This is a genomic window from Pseudomonas sp. SIMBA_067, from assembly GCF_046534675.1.
Taxonomy (GTDB): domain Bacteria; phylum Pseudomonadota; class Gammaproteobacteria; order Pseudomonadales; family Pseudomonadaceae; genus Aquipseudomonas; species Aquipseudomonas putida.
Map to the genome: position 1 here is coordinate 1 of NZ_JAWRYH010000009.1, position 16,743 is coordinate 16,743.

Consider the following 16,743-nt stretch of genomic DNA (forward strand, 5'->3'; position numbering starts at 1 on the left):
AGCGGGAAACGAGACTCGAACTCGCGACCCCGACCTTGGCAAGGTCGTGCTCTACCAACTGAGCTATTCCCGCATTGGCGTCCCCTAGGGGACTCGAACCCCTGTTACCGCCGTGAAAGGGCGGTGTCCTAGGCCACTAGACGAAGGGGACACGCTGCTGGCATTACTGCCTGCTTTCACTCCCTGCTGCGTTTCGCTGTGTGCTTTACGCTGCAAGTGGCGCGCATTCTATGGATGGTTCGGGAAGGCGTCAACCCCTTTGTAGAAATTTATTTAAATCAATGACTTCCGGGTACACCCAGCGCTGTTTCGGCAAGCCTCCGGGGGGTTGCCGTTGATTTTCTGGCGTCAAGTCAGCATTAATGTGCCAGCATCCAGTTATGGCACAGTTTGCCGATAGAAAAAGAGAATGGCTGTCGGGGCCTCTCGCGAGCAAGCTCGCTCCTACACTCAATAATGCAAACCTATTCATGAGGCATTAACGGTGACACCACTTCTGATCACACTGCTCATCGTGGCAGGCATCGCGTTGCTGATCGTGATCGGCTACCTAAACAATGTGGTCGAGAACGGCAAGATCGAACGCGTCCGGACGAGGGTCGAACTGGCCGACCGCCTGCGCCGCTGTGGCGAAATCACCGAGACCTTCCCCGGCCAGTTCATGACCCCGGCCCTTAAACTGCTGCTGACCCGCCTGGAACTGAACCTCAATCAGCGCCAGCTGGCGGTGGACAAGCACAATGCCGAACTCAAGGCGCGCATTGCCGAGCTGGAGGGGCTGATAGCCCTGGGCGACAAGATCCCGGTGAACAACCCGCCCAACCCGATCCACACCGAGGTCAAGGCCAAGGACATACGGTTCTTGCTGGAAGCCATGCACAACCAGGTAACCCGTGCGGCCCAGGAAGGCTTCCTGCCCACGCCCGAGGCCAAGCACTGGGTCAAGGAAATCCGCCACATACTGGTGTTGCTGCATATCGAGTTCTTCAACAACCTCGGCCAGCAGGCCCTGCAGAAGAACCAGCCGGGCCAGGCGCGCCTGGCATTCGAGCGCGGCGTGCAATACCTGCGCAAGCAGCCCGAGCCCAAGGTGTATGAAGAGCAGCTGACGTACCTGGAGAAGTTGCTGGCCCGGGCCAATGCCCAGGTGCTGGACCGCATGGCACCGGCGGAGGACGAGCACAACGAATTGACCGACGGGCTCAAGACCGATGAGGAAGAGACCTGGAAGAAGAAGGTGATCTACGACTAAGCCCTGCGCCGCGCCCTTGTAGGAGCGGCCTTGTGCCGCGATGGGCCGCAAAGCGGCCCCACATTTATGCACCAACGCCGATATCGCCGGGGCCGCTTTGCGGCCCATCGCGGCACAAGGCCGCTCCTACAGGGATAGCGCAAGCCTTCGAACAGTAGTCAGCAGTCGGTCAGCTCAAGGAAGACCGCCGCCAAGCGCTCCAGCCCCACCTGGTCCGCCTCGCTGAACCGCCCAACCTTGGGGCTATCCAGGTCCAGCACACCAATCAGCCTGCCCTCCTTCACCAACGGGATCACCAGCTCGCTGTTGGAGGCACTGTCACAGGCAATGTGGCCCGGGAATGCATGTACATCTTCTACCCGCTGGGTCTGCCGCGTTGCCGCCGCGGCCCCGCACACACCTTTACTGAACGGAATGCGAACACACGCCACCTGGCCCTGGAACGGGCCCAGCACCAGCTCTTCGTTGCGGTTGAGGTAGAACCCCGCCCAGTTCAGGTCGTCCACCTGGTTGTACAGAAACGCCGAAAACTGCGCGGCGTTGGCGATAAAATCACGCTCGTCGGCAAACAGCGCCTGCACTTGCGCCGCCAGCAGGTTGTAGCCGTCCAGGCCTGCGCCACTGGCATTGAGGTCGATCATTTACTTTTGCTCCAGCAATTGCAGCCCGACCCAGTAGCGGGCGAACTGATAGGCACAACGGCCATTACGGTTACCGCGGCCGGTGGCCCAGCGCACGGCGAGGATGTCGAGTTCTTCGGAGCGCTGCCAGGCAAGGCCGGCAGGTTTTGCCAACTGGCCGATCCAGTGCTCAACCACATTCAGGAAGTGATCCTGGGTAAACGGGTAGAACGACAGCCACAGGCCAAAACGGTCCGACAGGGCAATCTTGTCCTCCACCGCTTCGCTGGGGTGCAGTTCGCCGTCCACACGCTTCCAGTTCTCGTTGTCGCTTTCCTTCTCGGGCACCAGGTGGCGGCGGTTGGAGGTGGCGTACAGCAGCACGTTGTCCGGGGCCTGCTCCAGCGAGCCGTCAAGCACACTCTTGAGCACCCGGTAATCGCCCTCCCCGGCTTCGAACGACAGGTCGTCGCAGAACAGGATGAAGCGTTGCGGCAGCTTCTGCAGCTGCTCGACCACCCGCGGCAGGTCGGCCAGGTGGTCACGTTCGATTTCGATCAGGCGCAGGCCGGCGCTGGCATGTTCGGCGAGCAAGGCGCGCACCAGCGACGACTTGCCGGTACCGCGCGAGCCCCACAGCAGCGCGTGGTTGGCTGGCAGGCCGTTGATGAACTGGTGGGTGTTGCGGCCCAGCTGGTCGCGCTGTTTGTCGACGCCTATCAGGTCGCTCAGGCGGATGTCCAGGCTGACTTCCAGCGGCAGCAGGTAGCCGCTGCGGCCATCGCGCTGCCAGCGGGCGGCCAAGGTGGTGCCCCAGTCGATGTTCGGGCGTTGTGCGGGCAACAAGGGCTCAAGGCGCGCCAGTACCGATTCGGCGCGGTCCAGAAAAGCAATCAAGCGAGCGTCCATGACGACTCCTAACAATTTCAGTTTTTGGGGCGCAGAGCGGTCCCCGCTTGGCGATCAACTGAAATGAACAGACAGACCCGCCAGCAGCCGGGGCTATTCGGCTATGCTTGCGCAGCGCAAGGAACGTGAAAACCGGCTCGGGACTCATGGATATAAAGTTCACCAATCGCCTGTCATACAAGCAAGCCCGGCTGACAGTCCTGGTCGGCTTCATCCTGGGAACATTGCTCAGTCTCATCCAGATCGGCATCGATTATGCCAGCGAAGACGCGTCCATCAACCGTGAAGTGAACGCGTTGCTGCAAATCAGCCACAACCCGGCCTCGCGCATCGCCTACAACATCGACTCGGAGCTGGCGCTGGAGCTGACCCGCGGCCTGTTGCAGTCGCCGGCCGTCATCCGTGCACGGCTGATCGACAACAACGAAACAGTGCTGGCCGATGTCGAGCGGCCCAGGCTGCAGGACCGCTACCGGCCGCTGAGCGACTTCCTGTTTGGTGAGCAGCGTCAGTTCAAGGCACGCCTGTACCTGACGCACATGCCGGAGGAATACCTGGGCACGCTGTACCTGGACGTCGACACCTTTGCCTTCGGCAGCCGCTTTCTCGACCGCGCCGGCATCACCCTGCTGAACGGTTTTGCCCGCAGCCTGGTGCTGACCGGCATCCTGCTGGCGCTGTTCTACATGATGCTGACCAAACCGCTGGTCACGGTGATCGGCGCGCTCAGCGGCAGCGACCCGCGCAAACCCCGGCAAACCCGCCTGGACTGCCCACACGGCCACGAAAACGACGAAATCGGCGTGCTGGTGAAAGTCGCCAACCAGCAGTTCGTCAGCATGGCCACCGAAATCGAGCAGCGGCGTACCGCCGAAAACCGCCTTACCCAGTACCTTAACGAACTGGAAGACATCGTCTCGGCACGCACCAACGAACTGAAGGCCAGCAACAGCAGCCTGAGCCTGTCCAACCAGGAGCTGGAACAAGCGCGCCGCCGCGCACTGGACATGGCCCAGGCGCGTGCTGCCTTTTTGGCCAACATGAGTCACGAAATCCGCACCCCGCTCAACGGCATGCTCGGCATGATCGCACTGGCCCTGGACAGCCCGCTGCCCAGCGAGCAGCGCCAGCAACTGGCGATTGCCCACGACTCGGGCAAGGTGCTGGTGGAGCTGCTGAACGATATCCTCGACCTGTCCAAGTTCGATGCGGGCCAGCTGGAGCTGGAACGCATCCCGTTCGACATGGGTTCGATGGTGGAAGACACCGCCAACCTGCTGTCGCAGAACACCGCACAGAGCGTGGAACTGACCTGCCTGATTGCCCGTGACTTCCCCAGCAGTGTGCTTGGTGACCCCACGCGGGTGCGGCAGATCGTCAGCAACCTGCTGTCCAACGCGTTGAAGTTCACCCGCTTTGGCCGTGTCGATGTGCGCCTGGTGAGCATCGTCGGCGGCGTGCGCCTGGAGGTGCGCGACACCGGCATCGGCATACCCGAAGAGGCCCAGGCGCGGATCTTCCAGCCATTCACCCAGGCCGGCGCCGGCATCACCCGCCAGTACGGCGGCACGGGCCTGGGCCTGGCCCTGACGCGCAACCTGTGCAAGGCCATGCAAGGCCATTTGCACATTCGCTCCGAAGCGGGGTTTGGCAGCTGTTTCAGCGCCGAACTACCGCTGGCCGAGCACACCGAAGCCATCGCCCCGGTACCGCTGCACGGGCGCGTAGCCGCCCTGAGCGCTGCAGGCAGCGGGCTTAACGAACTGTTGCAGGGCCTGCTGCCCACCTGGGGCCTGGCCTACCAGCGGCATGACAGCAGCGCGACGCTGGACGCCACGGCGATGGACCTGCTGATTACCGACGATGTCGACCGCCTGTTCGACCTGCGCCTAACGCTGAAAACCCCCATCCTGCTGGTGACCGCTTACGGTAACTTCCTGCCCAGCGAGCAATCGGCCGCCCTCGCCCCGCTCCATCAACTGGCCCGGCCGCTGGCGCGCAACGCCCTGTACCAGACCCTGCGCCGCACCCTGCAAGGCTTCGACCCCGAACACCCGCTGGCCAGTCCGGCCATCACCCTGGAGGCAGGCCGTGCGCGGATTCTGCTGGTGGAAGACAACCCGGTGAACCAGCTGGTGGCCAAGGGCATGCTGGCCAAGCTCGGCTGCCAGGTGCAACTGGCCACCCAGGGCGCCGAGGCCCTGGAGCTGCTGGAACTGGACGACTTCGACCTGGTGCTGATGGACTGCAACATGCCGGTGATGGACGGTTACGAGGCCAGCCGGCGCATCCGCCAGAGCGGCCGCTGGCCCGACCTGCCGATTGTCGCGCTCACCGCCAATGCCATGCCCGAGGAGCGCGAACGCTGCCGGGCTGCGGGCATGAACGACTACCTGGCCAAGCCGTTCCGCCGCGAAGAGCTACTGGCGCTGGTCGAGCACTGGGTGCCGCTCAACGGCTGAGCAGGCGCTCGATGTCTGCTTCCAGGGCCTGTGGCTTGGTAGTGGGGGCATAACGCGTCACCTGGCCGCTGGCCGGGTCGACCAGAAACTTGGTGAAATTCCACTTGATCTTCTGGCTGCCCAGAATGCCCGGTGCGCGCTGCTTGAGCTCGACGAACAGCGGGTGGGCGCCCGGGCCGTTGACCTCGACCTTGCGAAACAGCGGGAAGCTCACGCCGAAGTTGCGCTCGCAGAACTGCGCAATGTCTCGCGCATCGCCCGGTTCCTGCTTGCCGAACTGGTTGCACGGGAAGCCCAGCACCACCAGGCCACGTTCGTGGTAGGCCTGCCACAGTTGTTCCAGGCCCTTGTACTGCGGGGTAAAGCCGCACTGGCTGGCGGTATTGACCACCAGCAACGCCTTGCCCGGGAAGTCGCCGAGCTTCTTGTGCTCGCCGCCCAGGGTCACGCAGGGGATGTCCAGCATCGATCCAGCCATGTTCGGGCTCCGGTCAGTCACGCGGGCGCAAGTCGATGCACACCGAGTTGATACAGTAGCGCAGGCCAGTTGGTGGCGGGCCATCGGGGAACACGTGGCCCAGGTGCGCGTCGCAGCGGGCGCAGGTGACTTCGGTGCGGATCATGCCGTGGGAGGTGTCACGGATCTCGATCATCGCGCTGTCTTCGATTGGCGCGTAGAAGCTCGGCCAGCCGCAGCCGGAATCGAACTTGGTCTGCGCATCGAACAGTTTCGCGCTGCAACAGATGCAGTGGTAGATACCGTCGCGGCGCTCGCTGTTGTACTTGCCGCTGAACGGCCGCTCAGTGCCTTTGAGGCGGCATACCTGGTACTGCTCGGGGTCGAGCATCGACCGCCATTGTTCCAGGGTTTTCTCGATCTTTTGCATGTGGAAACCTCGGCAGGCTGAATTTCACCCCGCACCGTCTTTTCCGGGGCGCGGGTGGCACGTATATTAGTTGGCTTCGTGTGCCAGGCGTTCAGTCTGGCACCCGCTTCCTGCCGTTTCAAACCTTTCGGCGGGGCGTAGCGCGTTTTCTCATATCGGGATCCCATCATGCAGTTCAGCAAATCGAACAAGCTCGCCAATGTCTGCTACGACATTCGCGGCCCAGTGCTCAAGCACGCCAAGCGCCTGGAAGAGGAAGGCCACCGCATCCTCAAGCTGAACATCGGCAACCCGGCGCCGTTTGGCTTCGAGGCGCCTGATGAAATCCTCCAGGATGTGATCCGCAACCTGCCTACCGCCCAGGGCTACAGCGACTCCAAAGGCCTGTTCAGCGCACGCAAGGCGGTGATGCAGTACTGCCAGCAAAAGGAAATCGAAGGCGTCACCATCGAGGACATCTACCTCGGTAACGGTGTGTCCGAGCTGATCGTCATGTCGATGCAGGCGCTGCTGAACAACGGCGACGAAGTGCTGATCCCGGCCCCCGACTACCCGCTGTGGACTGCCGCAGTGAGCCTGGCTGGCGGCAAGCCGGTGCACTACCTGTGCGATGAACAGGCCGACTGGTTCCCCGACCTTGAAGACATCAAGGCCAAGATCACCCCGAACACCAAGGCCCTGGTGATCATCAACCCGAACAACCCGACCGGCGCGGTGTACTCCAGGGAGCTGCTGCTGGGCATGCTGGAGCTGGCCCGCCAGCACAACCTGGTGGTGTTCTCCGACGAGATCTACGACAAGATCCTGTACGACGAAGCCGTGCACATCAGCACCGCCTCGCTGGCCCCCGACCTGCTGTGCCTGACCTTCAACGGCCTGTCCAAGTCGTATCGGGTGGCGGGCTTCCGTTCCGGCTGGCTGATCATCTCCGGGCCCAAGCACCACGCGCTAAGCTACATCGAAGGCATCGACATGCTGGCCAACATGCGCCTGTGCGCCAACGTGCCGGCCCAGCATGCCATCCAGACCGCACTGGGCGGCTACCAGAGCATCAACGACCTGGTGCTGCCGCCAGGCCGCCTGCTTGAGCAACGCAACCGTACCTACGAGCTGCTCAACGACATCCCGGGCGTAAGCTGTGTGAAGCCGATGGGTGCGCTGTATGCGTTCCCCCGGATCGACCCGAAGGTGTGCCCGATTCTCAACGACGAAAAGTTCGCCCTTGACCTGCTGCTGTCGGAAAAGCTGCTGATCGTACAAGGTACGGCGTTCAACTGGCCGTGGCCGGACCACTTCCGCGTGGTGACCTTGCCGCGGGTGGATGACCTGGAAGCGGCGATTGGCCGGATCGGCAATTTCCTGCGGACTTATTCGCAGTAAATGATGGCCTCTTCGCAGCACAAGGCTGCTCCTACAGGTGTACGCGTTCTCCTGTAGGAGCAGCCTTGCGCTGCGAATGGGCTGCACAGCAGCCCCTTGCAATCCCACAGGGTGTTTCTTACATCCTGCAATGCTCTATCCCACTGCCCCCGCGCCATCCTCTGCCATACTCCGCCGTACACAGTTTGAAATAGTCGCACGATTGAATCCACGCGACAGGCCCCTTATATACCCCGCAGTAAGCGACAATTCATCCGTCAGGAGAACGTAACAACCATGATGCGCATTCTGTTGTTTGTGGCCACCAACCTTGCGGTGGTGCTGGTTGCAAGCATTACCTTGAGCCTGTTCGGTTTCAACGGGTTCATGGCCGCCAACGGGGTCGACCTGAACCTCAGCAGCCTGCTGGTGTTCTGCGCCGTGTTCGGCTTTGCCGGCTCCCTCGTCTCGCTGTTCATCTCCAAGTGGATGGCGAAGATGACCACCGGCACCCAGATCATCAGCCAGCCGCGCACCCGCCACGAGCAGTGGCTGCTGCAAACGGTCGAAGAGCTGTCCCGTGAAGCGGGCATCAAAATGCCCGAGGTGGGTATCTTCCCGGCGTACGAGGCCAACGCCTTCGCCACCGGCTGGAACCGCAACGACGCGCTGGTAGCCGTGTCCCAGGGCCTGCTGGAGCGCTTCTCGCCCGATGAAGTGCGGGCAGTGCTGGCCCACGAGATCGGCCACGTAGCCAACGGCGACATGGTCACCCTGGCGCTGGTGCAAGGCGTGGTGAACACCTTCGTGATGTTCTTCGCACGCATCATCGGCAACTTCGTCGACAAGGTCATCTTCAAGAACGAAGAGGGCCAGGGCATTGCCTACTACGTGGCGACCATCGTTGCCGAGCTGATCCTGGGCATCCTGGCCAGCATGATCGTGATGTGGTTCTCGCGCCGCCGCGAGTACCGCGCCGACGAAGCCGGTGCACAGCTGGCCGGCACCTCGGCCATGATCGGCGCGCTGCAGCGCCTGCGTGTGGAGCAAGGCCTGCCGGTGCACATGCCCGACACCATGAAGGCCTTTGGCATCAACGGTGGCCTCAAGCACGGCCTGGCCGGGCTGCTGATGAGCCACCCGCCACTGGAAGACCGTATCGAGGCCCTGCGCCGTCGCGGTTGATCCATCGGGTAATACAGAAAGGGCGACTTCGGTCGCCCTTTTTCGTATTACCGGCCAAGCCGGTAAACCCGCTCCAACAGGCTGGAAACCCCGGCCTGCACAAACTTGGGGCTCTCCTGAATCACCTCTACCGCCTCCAGCTCATGCAGCTGCCACCCTGCAAACCCCTGCCGCAGCTCTGGGTCCCCGACTGAAAACGGCGGCCCAGGCAGCAGTGACTGGTCATAATCCAGGGTCACAACCAAACCCCGGCAATTCGCCGGCAGCAAAGCCGTCAGCACCTGCATGTACATCGCGCGCATTTGCGCCGGCAGCGCAATCAGCGCCGCCCGGTCATACAGCCCCACGCAGTCGCCGATATCCTGCGCACGCAACGCAAAGAAATCACCACACCACAGCTCCACGTCACCACTGCGCCAAACTTCGAAGTCCCCGCGCTGCTGCACCTCGGCTTCAAGCCCGTGCTCGCGGAAGAAATCCTCTACCGCCCGCCGCGACAGCTCCACACCCAACACGCGGTACCCCTGCCCGGCCAGCCAGGCCAAGTCCAGGCTCTTGCCGCACAGCGGCACCAGCACGCGGCTGCCAGGCGCCAGGCCCAGTGCCGGCCAGTGCGCCTGCAGGTACGAATTGACCTGCCCCTGGTGAAAGCCGATCTGGTTGTCGGCCCACCGCTTGTGCCAGAACGCTGGCTCCATGGTTGCTCCTTGTTTATCGAGTAAACCGATAGAAATCGCGTAAAACTTGCGATGGTTATCGATCAGTTTCTGATCGAAGATGAGTGCATCTTAACCTTCAGGACCTTGCCATGCTGCCCAGCCTGTTCATCTCCCATGGTTCCCCCATGCTCGCCCTGCAACCCGGTGCCAGCGGGCCGGCCTTGGCCGGGCTGGCCAACAGCCTGCCACGCCCCAAGGCCATCGTGGTGGTGTCGGCGCACTGGGAGAGCCGTGAGCTGCTGGTGACCAGCAGCGCACAGCCAGAAACCTGGCACGACTTCTACGGTTTTCCCCCGGCCTTGTACGCGGTGCAGTACCCAGCGGCGGGTGAGCCCGCCCTGGCAGGCCAGATCAGCGAGTTGCTGAAGGCAGCGGGGCTGCCAGCCCGGCTGGACGCTCAGCGACCGTTCGACCACGGCGCCTGGGTACCGCTGTCGCTGATGTACCCGGACGCAAGCATTCCCGTTGTGCAGGTTTCCCTGCCCAGCCACATGGGGCCGGCGCTGCAGGTGAAGGTGGGCCAGGCGCTGGCGAGCTTGCGTGCCGAGGGCATCTTGCTGGTAGGTTCGGGCAGCATCACCCATAACCTTGGGGAACTGGACTGGCATGCAGGGCCGGATGTGATCGAGCCGTGGGCGCTGGCGTTCAGGGATTGGGTGGTGGAGCGGCTGCAGGAAGATGACCAGGCGGCATTGCTGGATTACCGGAAGCAGGCGCCACATGCCGTGCGTAACCACCCCAGTGATGAGCATTTGCTGCCGCTGTTCTTTGCCCTGGGGGCTGGGGGCAGGTTTGGGGTGGTTCATCAGGGGTTTACCCTGGGGGCGCTGGGGATGGATATATATCAGTTCGACTGAAGGGCCTTTTCGCGGGCTTGCCCGCTCCCACAGGTCCTGCACAGGCAAAAAAAATCCCCGACCTAGGCCGGGGATTTTTTTAGTGCGCCAGGATCAATCCTCGCGGTAGCGGCGCAGCTTCAGCTGCTTGCCGGCCACGCGGGTGTCCTTGAGCTTGGACAGCAGCTTCTCGAGGCCATCTTCCGGCAGCTCGACCAGGCTGAAGCTGTCGCGTACCTGGATGCGGCCGATGGCGTCACGCGCCAGGCCACCCTCGTTGAGGATCGCGCCCAGCAGGTTCTTGGCAGCGATACCGTCACGAGCGCCCAGGGCGGTACGGCAGCGTACACGGCCTTCGGCCAGTGGCAGCGGCGCACGGCGCTCGCGGTCACCACGGTCAGGACGCTCGCCACGGTCAGGGCGCTCACTGCGCTCACCACGCGGGGCACCAACGCCCGGCACCAGCGGCTGCTCACGCTCTACCGCAGCCAGGTCCAGCGCCTGGCCATTGGTGGCTTTGCGCAGCAGGGCCGAAGCCAGGGCACGCGCGCTGCAACCCAGGTCGGTGGTGAGGCGGTCGAACAGCTCGCCGTGGGTGGCTTCTGCTTCGGCTACCAGCGGCGCCAGGCTCGAGGTCAGCTTCTTGATGCGAGCATCCAGCACGGCCTGGGCATTCGGCAGGCGGGCTTCGGCAACTTTCTGCCCGGTCACACGCTCGATCACCTGCAGCATGCGGCGCTCACGCGGGGTGACCAGCAGCAGCGCACGGCCTTCGCGACCGGCACGGCCAGTACGGCCGATACGGTGCACGTAGGATTCCGGGTCGTACGGCATGTCAACGTTGAACACGTGAGTGATGCGCGGTACGTCCAGACCACGGGCAGCGACGTCGGTGGCGACGACGATGTCCAGGCGGCCATCCTTGAGCGAGTCGATCACGCGCTCACGCTGGTTCTGGGCAATGTCACCGTTCAGCGCAGCAGCCTTGTAGCCTTTGGCTTCCAGCGCGGCGGCCAGGTCCAGGGTGGCTTGCTTGGTACGCACGAAGGCGATCAGCGCGTCGAACTCTTCCACTTCCAGCAGACGCAGCACAGCCGGGATCTTCTGGTCGGCGTGGACCATCAGGTGGGCCTGGTCGATTGCGGTAACGGTCTGGGTCTTGGTCTGGATCTTGACGTGCTTGGGCTCGCGCAGGTGACGTTCGGCGATCGAGCGGATCGACGACGGCAGGGTAGCGGAGAACAGTACGGTCTGCCGGGTAGCCGGGATTGCGTCGAAGATCACTTCGAGGTCATCCATGAAGCCCAGCTTCAGCATCTCGTCGGCTTCGTCCAGTACCAGGTACTGCACGGTGGACAGGACTTTTTCGTCACGACGCAGGTGGTCGCACAGACGGCCTGGGGTGGCCACGACGATTTGCGCGCCGTTGCGGATTGCACGCAGCTGTGGGCCCATCGGGGCACCACCGTATACGGCAACCACGTTCACGCCCGGCATCTGCTTGGCGTAGGTTTCGAAAGCGGTAGCAACTTGCAGCGCCAACTCACGGGTTGGCGCCAGGATCAGGGCTTGCGGTTCGCGCTTGCTCACATCGATCTTGTTGAGGATCGGCAGGGCAAAGGCAGCGGTCTTGCCGGTGCCAGTCTGCGCCTGGCCGATCATGTCGTGACCGGCGAGGATGATCGGGATCGATTGTTGCTGAATGGCGGACGGCTCTTCGTAGCCGGTAGCCACAACAGCAGCAACAATGTTCGGATTAAGATCGAGAGCGGCGAAGCCGCCGGTTTCCTGGGTCATGGGTCTGCCTCTAGGTGCATCCGCAAAGACCCATGCTCCAAAGCTGCACATGCCTTGAAAGACCGTCAGGTCACCCAGGCAGCTTTGGCGGCGGGGATTTGCGAAAACGATTGAAAAAGAAAACGTGGGAAGGTCCGCCTAGCGGACGTGCAGCCGAAGCTGGACTCGGAGGATTTGCACCACCTGATTTTGCGGCCCGCTAAAAGACCGGCGCGTACTATACCCGAAATAGTGGAAGCCGTGAGGAATTTTTTCAGGGTGCAAGGCCATTACCGGGCCATCAATCAATCCACGCTGAATCGATAATTCCCTGTAGGAGCGACCTTGTGTCGCGAAAGGGCCGCAGAGCGGCCCCGGCAACGTATGCGGCGAAGCTGAAATTCTTGGGGGCGCTTCGCACCCCATTCGCGGCACAAGGCCGCTCCTACAGGGACCGCGCCAGCCTCTCAGGTAGCTGGCCGAATCTCTTTGATCAACCCATCCAGGCTATAACCCAGCTGCGGCGCCAGCGCCTCGGCCCGGGCCCGCAGCCCCTCCAGGTCCAGCGCCTGCTCCAGGTCAGCCGGCACCAGCAAGATCACATTGCCCTCCTTCACCGGCAGCTCCCAGTAATGCCGGTGGTACAGCCCGCGCAACAACGCTGCGCCCAGTGGCCTGCCGTCGTCGGTGGCCCACTGGTTGATCACCAGCCAGCCGCCCGGGTTCAGCTGTTGCTGGCAGTTCTCCAGGAAGTTCCACGCCAGGTGCCCCACGCCCGGCCCGTGGTCGGTGTACAGGTCGACAAACAACAAGTCAGCCTTTTCTGCCGTGGGCAACAACTCGATGGCGTCACCGATGCGCACGTACAACCGAGGGTCGTCATCCAGGCCCAGGTGTTCCATGGCCAGGCGCGGTACGTCCGGGCGCAGTTCGATAGCCTCGATGTCTTCAAGGGGCAGAAACTTCATGCACGCCTGGGTCAGCGTGCCGGCACCCAGGCCGAGAAACAACGCGCTCTCCGGCTGTTCATGGCACAGCGCCCCCACCAACATGGCGCGGGTGTAGTCGTACTCCAGCCAGCTGGGGTCGGCCGTGAACACGCAGCTCTGCTCGATGGCATCGCCGAATTCCAGAAAGCGGTAGTCGTCCACTTCATACACGCTGATGACGCCAAAAGCGTCCTCTACCCGTGCCAGTAGCCGCTCTTCCCGTTCCGCCGTCATGCTGACCACCTACCCGCGCAAAAACGCGCATTGTCCGTCAACGCCCTTGATGCAACAAGCGCAGCGCCAACTGTTACCATGGCCTATAGCCTATAACCTACAAGACCGAGCCCGAGATGAACCAACCGTGGAGCCCTGACAGCTGGCGCGCACTGCCGATCCAGCAGCAACCGACCTACCCCGATGCCGCGCACCTGCTGAAGGTCGAACAGACCCTGGCCAGCTACCCGCCGCTGGTGTTCGCGGGCGAGGCGCGCGAACTGCGCAGGCAGTTTGCCGAGGTTACCGAAGGCCGCGCCTTCCTGTTGCAAGGGGGCGACTGCGCCGAGAGCTTCGCCGAGTTCTCTGCGGCAAAAATCCGCGACACCTTCAAGGTGCTATTGCAGATGGCCATCGTCATGACCTTTGCTGCCGGCTGCCCGGTGGTCAAGGTCGGCCGCATGGCCGGGCAGTTTGCCAAACCACGCTCCTCGGGCGATGAAACCATTGGCGACATCACCCTGCCCGCCTACCGCGGCGACATCGTCAACGGCATCGGCTTCGACCCGAAAAGCCGCATCCCCGACCCGGAGCGCCTGCTGCAGGCCTACCACCAGTCCACTGCCAGCCTCAACCTGCTGCGCGCCTTCGCCCAGGGCGGGTTTGCCGACCTGCACCAGGTGCACAAGTGGAACCTGGACTTCATCGCCAACTCGGCGCTGGCCGACAAGTACCACCAACTGGCCAACCGCATCGACGAAACCCTGGCATTCATGCGTGCCTGCGGCCTGGACAGCGCGCCGCAACTGCGCGAAACCAGCTTTTTCACTGCCCACGAAGCGCTGCTGCTCAACTATGAAGAAGCCTTCGTGCGCCAGGACAGCCTGACCGGCGACTACTACGACTGCTCGGCGCACATGCTGTGGATCGGCGACCGCACCCGCCAGCTCGACGGCGCCCACGTGGAGTTTTTGCGTGGGGTGCACAACCCGATCGGGGTCAAGGTTGGCCCCAGCATGAACCCCGAAGAGCTGATCCGCCTGATCGACACGCTAAACCCGGCCAACGACGCCGGGCGCCTGAACCTGATCGTGCGCATGGGCGCGAGCAAGGTTGGCGACCACCTGCCGGGGCTGATCCGCACCGTCGAGCGCGAGGGGCGCAAGGTGCTGTGGAGCTCCGACCCGATGCACGGCAACACCATCAAGGCCAGCAGCGGCTACAAGACCCGCGACTTTGCGCAAATCCTCGATGAGGTGAAGCAGTTCTTCCAGGTGCATCAGGCCGAGGGCAGCCATGCCGGCGGCATTCATATCGAGATGACCGGGCAGAACGTCACCGAATGCATCGGCGGCGCCCGGCCGATCACCGAAGATGCGTTGTCTGACCGGTATCACACCCATTGTGACCCGCGGATGAATGCCGATCAGTCGCTGGAGCTGGCGTTTTTGATTGCCGAGACGTTGAAGCAGGTACGGCGGTGAGGCTGGGGCGCATGCCTTGAGAGGCCAGGCGCCCCGGCCCACACTCACTTCCTCAGCGGATCATCCCAGAAATGCCGCTCGGCCTCTTGCTGGATATCCGCCCGACTCAACCCCAGGTCGTGCAAGGTTGCATCGCTGAGGCTGGCAAGCTCCTGGCGCTGGCGGTACAGCTGCAGCCAGCGCGCCGGGCGTTGCAGGGCCGCATGCCACAGGTGGGTCAGGGAAAAGGCAGGTTGCTGGATGCTGCTGACATGACCTTTCATCGTGAAGCCCTCCGTGTTGGATGGCCTCAGTCTCGCGCCGGGCTTAAGATCAATCCAACGAATGTTTCTGATGCCATGCATCTCGGAGATTGATGCAATGTCCCAGTACCAGAGCCTCGATGCGGACGTTTTGCGCACCTTCGTCGCCATTGCCGAGCAAGGCGGTTTCACCCGCGCCGGCGAAGTGGTCAACCGCACCCAGTCGGCGGTGAGCATGCAAATGAAACGCCTCGAAGAAGACATCCTGCAGCGCCAGCTGTTCGAGCGCGACGGCCGCCAGGTACGCCTGACCGCCGAGGGCCAGGTGCTGCTGGGCTATGCACGGCGCATCCTCAAGTTGCATGGCGAGGTGTTCAACACCCTGCGTATGCCGCACATGGTCGGGCTGGTGCGCATTGGCACGCCCGACGACTATGCCATGCGTTTTCTGCCGACCATCTTGTCGAGCTTTGCACAGGCCTACCCGTTGGTGCAGGTAGAGGTGCATTGCGATTCGTCCAAGCAACTGATGCTGCGCCAGGACCTGGACCTGACCATCGTCACCCGCGAGCCAGGTAACGAGGTTGGCCAACTGCTGCGCCAGGAGCGCCTGGTATGGGCCGCCGCCGAAGGTTTTTGCCCACAGGAACAGCGACCGATGCCGGTGGCGCTGTTCAACACCGACTGCTTCTGCCGGGCCTGGACCTGCAATGCCCTGGAAGCACAAGGTATCGACTACCGCATTGCCTATACCAGCCCCAGCCTGGCGGCGATCTTTGCCATTGTCACGGCAGGGTTGGCCGTGACGGCGCAGCTGCAAAGCCTGATTACCGGGAACATCCGCATACTGGGTGAACAGGACGGCCTGCCGCAGCTGCCGGTGGCCAATGTGATGCTGGTACGCAGTACGCAGAACCCTTCGCCAATTACCGACTGCATGGCCGGTTACATCATCGAAGGGTTCAAGTAATTACCGTGTGGGAGCGGCCTTGTGTCGCGATGGGCCGCAAAGCGGCCCCAAATCTCACAACTTGAATCCCAGCATCACCGCACACACCACCAAAAACACACAGAACATCGCCCGCAACACCTTTTCCGGCAACGCATGGGCCAGCTTCACCCCCCAGCTGATGCTGAGCAAGCCCCCCACCGCCAGCGGAATCCCCACGCCCCAGTCAACACTGTGGTGCACCCCATAGGTCACCAACGTCACCAAGGTACTCGGCGCAGCCAGCGCCAGCGAAAGCCCCTGCGCCACCACCTGGGTGGTACCGAACACACTGGTCAGGATCGGCGTGGCCACCACCGCCCCGCCCACACCGAACAAGCCGCCCATGGTGCCGGCAAAGCTGCCCAGCACGCCCAGCCATGGCCAGGCATGACGCAGCTCGGCACTGGGCGGCGACACTTTCATGAACATCCGCGCCACATTCCACACCGCCAAGGCCACCAGAAAGCCGACAAAGCCCAGGCGCATGGAGTGCGCATCCAGCCCCACGGCCCAGATCGACCCCAGCCAGGCGAACAGGAAACTGCACGCTGACAACGGCAAGGCATGGCGCAATTCGATGCGGTTGCGCTGGTGATAGCGCCATAACGCCAGCAGCACATTCGGCACCACCATCACCAACGCCGTACCCTGCGCCAACTGCTGGTCCAGGCCAAACAGCACACCCAGCGCGGGAATCGCGATCAGCCCGCCACCAATGCCGAACAAGCCCCCCATGGTGCCCAGGGCAGCGCCCAGCACGATATACAACAACCACTCGATCATCAGGGCCTCGTTCGCCTGTACAGATAATGCGAGCAT

Annotated in this window: 15 protein-coding genes, 2 tRNA genes and 1 pseudogene; 7 read left to right on the forward strand and 11 right to left on the reverse strand. The window is 62.9% G+C overall.

The window, feature by feature from the left end; translation table 11 throughout:
- Together SB765_RS19430 and SB765_RS19435 are read right to left on the reverse strand one after the other, a co-directional pair.
- A tRNA-Gly gene (locus SB765_RS19430) sits at positions 1-73 on the reverse strand.
- Between the two features lie 2 nt (positions 74-75).
- Positions 76-151, reverse strand: a tRNA-Glu gene (locus SB765_RS19435).
- A 333-nt stretch (positions 152-484) separates the two neighbouring features.
- Here SB765_RS19435 and SB765_RS19440 point away from each other — a divergent pair.
- A complete protein-coding gene (locus tag SB765_RS19440) occupies positions 485-1,252 on the forward strand; it encodes a hypothetical protein (RefSeq protein ID WP_410931775.1) in 768 nt (255 codons plus the stop codon).
- Positions 1,253-1,410: 158 nt separating this feature from the next.
- Here the strand turns inward: SB765_RS19440 and SB765_RS19445 are convergent, their stop codons facing one another.
- Both SB765_RS19445 and SB765_RS19450 read right to left on the reverse strand, forming a co-directional pair.
- Entirely contained in the window at positions 1,411-1,893 is a 483-nt protein-coding gene (locus SB765_RS19445) for a GAF domain-containing protein (protein ID WP_341797924.1), read from the reverse strand.
- The gene (locus SB765_RS19450) at positions 1,894-2,781 is read right to left on the reverse strand and encodes an ATP-binding protein (protein WP_341797923.1); all 888 of its coding nucleotides are present in this window, start codon (positions 2,779-2,781) and stop codon (positions 1,894-1,896) included.
- A 103-nt stretch (positions 2,782-2,884) separates the two neighbouring features.
- On the opposite strand from SB765_RS19450, the pseudogene SB765_RS19455 reads away from it, so the two are divergent.
- A pseudogene (locus SB765_RS19455) lies at positions 2,885-5,243 on the forward strand (response regulator).
- Here SB765_RS19455 and SB765_RS19460 read toward each other — a convergent pair.
- The gene (locus tag SB765_RS19460; RefSeq protein WP_016500927.1) at positions 5,233-5,721 is read right to left on the reverse strand and encodes a glutathione peroxidase; all 489 of its coding nucleotides are present in this window, start codon (positions 5,719-5,721) and stop codon (positions 5,233-5,235) included. The pseudogene SB765_RS19455 and the gene SB765_RS19460 overlap by 11 nt on opposite strands.
- A gap of 13 nt (positions 5,722-5,734) precedes the next feature.
- Complete coding sequence (msrB, locus tag SB765_RS19465; protein ID WP_019472410.1) at positions 5,735-6,130, reverse strand: peptide-methionine (R)-S-oxide reductase MsrB; 396 nt, start codon at positions 6,128-6,130, stop codon at positions 5,735-5,737.
- A 168-nt stretch (positions 6,131-6,298) separates the two neighbouring features.
- Here msrB and SB765_RS19470 point away from each other — a divergent pair, with 168 nt between their 5' ends.
- Together SB765_RS19470 and htpX are read left to right on the forward strand one after the other, a co-directional pair.
- The gene (locus tag SB765_RS19470; RefSeq protein WP_016485452.1) at positions 6,299-7,510 is read left to right on the forward strand and encodes a pyridoxal phosphate-dependent aminotransferase; all 1,212 of its coding nucleotides are present in this window, start codon (positions 6,299-6,301) and stop codon (positions 7,508-7,510) included.
- A 276-nt stretch (positions 7,511-7,786) separates the two neighbouring features.
- Positions 7,787-8,674 (forward strand): protease HtpX, encoded by an 888-nt coding sequence (htpX, locus tag SB765_RS19475; protein WP_016500929.1) that lies wholly within the window; start codon positions 7,787-7,789, stop codon positions 8,672-8,674.
- 47 nt (positions 8,675-8,721) lie between these two features.
- Here the strand turns inward: htpX and SB765_RS19480 are convergent, their stop codons facing one another.
- Entirely contained in the window at positions 8,722-9,372 is a 651-nt protein-coding gene (locus SB765_RS19480; protein WP_410931776.1) for a thiopurine S-methyltransferase, read from the reverse strand.
- A 110-nt stretch (positions 9,373-9,482) separates the two neighbouring features.
- Between SB765_RS19480 and SB765_RS19485 the strand changes: the two genes are divergently transcribed.
- The gene (locus SB765_RS19485) at positions 9,483-10,250 is read left to right on the forward strand and encodes a DODA-type extradiol aromatic ring-opening family dioxygenase (protein ID WP_410911389.1); all 768 of its coding nucleotides are present in this window, start codon (positions 9,483-9,485) and stop codon (positions 10,248-10,250) included.
- Positions 10,251-10,343: 93 nt separating this feature from the next.
- On the opposite strand, the gene SB765_RS19490 is transcribed toward SB765_RS19485, so the two are convergent.
- Positions 10,344-12,026, reverse strand: coding sequence for a DEAD/DEAH box helicase (locus SB765_RS19490; RefSeq protein ID WP_016500932.1), 1,683 nt, complete (start codon positions 12,024-12,026; stop codon positions 10,344-10,346).
- 446 nt (positions 12,027-12,472) lie between these two features.
- Positions 12,473-13,228, reverse strand: a complete 756-nt coding sequence (locus SB765_RS19495; RefSeq protein WP_410931777.1) for a spermidine synthase — start codon at positions 13,226-13,228, stop codon at positions 12,473-12,475.
- Between the two features lie 116 nt (positions 13,229-13,344).
- On the opposite strand from SB765_RS19495, the gene SB765_RS19500 reads away from it, so the two are divergent.
- On the forward strand, positions 13,345-14,691 hold the full coding sequence (locus SB765_RS19500; RefSeq protein ID WP_016500934.1) for a class II 3-deoxy-7-phosphoheptulonate synthase: 1,347 nt from the start codon (positions 13,345-13,347) through the stop codon (positions 14,689-14,691).
- Positions 14,692-14,735: 44 nt separating this feature from the next.
- Here the strand turns inward: SB765_RS19500 and SB765_RS19505 are convergent, their stop codons facing one another.
- On the reverse strand, positions 14,736-14,954 hold the full coding sequence (locus tag SB765_RS19505) for a DUF1127 domain-containing protein (protein WP_410931778.1): 219 nt from the start codon (positions 14,952-14,954) through the stop codon (positions 14,736-14,738).
- A gap of 97 nt (positions 14,955-15,051) precedes the next feature.
- Here SB765_RS19505 and SB765_RS19510 point away from each other — a divergent pair, with 97 nt between their 5' ends.
- On the forward strand, positions 15,052-15,903 hold the full coding sequence (locus tag SB765_RS19510; protein ID WP_016500935.1) for a LysR substrate-binding domain-containing protein: 852 nt from the start codon (positions 15,052-15,054) through the stop codon (positions 15,901-15,903).
- Positions 15,904-15,957: 54 nt separating this feature from the next.
- On the opposite strand, the gene SB765_RS19515 is transcribed toward SB765_RS19510, so the two are convergent.
- Positions 15,958-16,707, reverse strand: coding sequence for a sulfite exporter TauE/SafE family protein (locus SB765_RS19515; RefSeq protein ID WP_410911392.1), 750 nt, complete (start codon positions 16,705-16,707; stop codon positions 15,958-15,960).
- Positions 16,708-16,743: the final 36 nt, after the last annotated feature.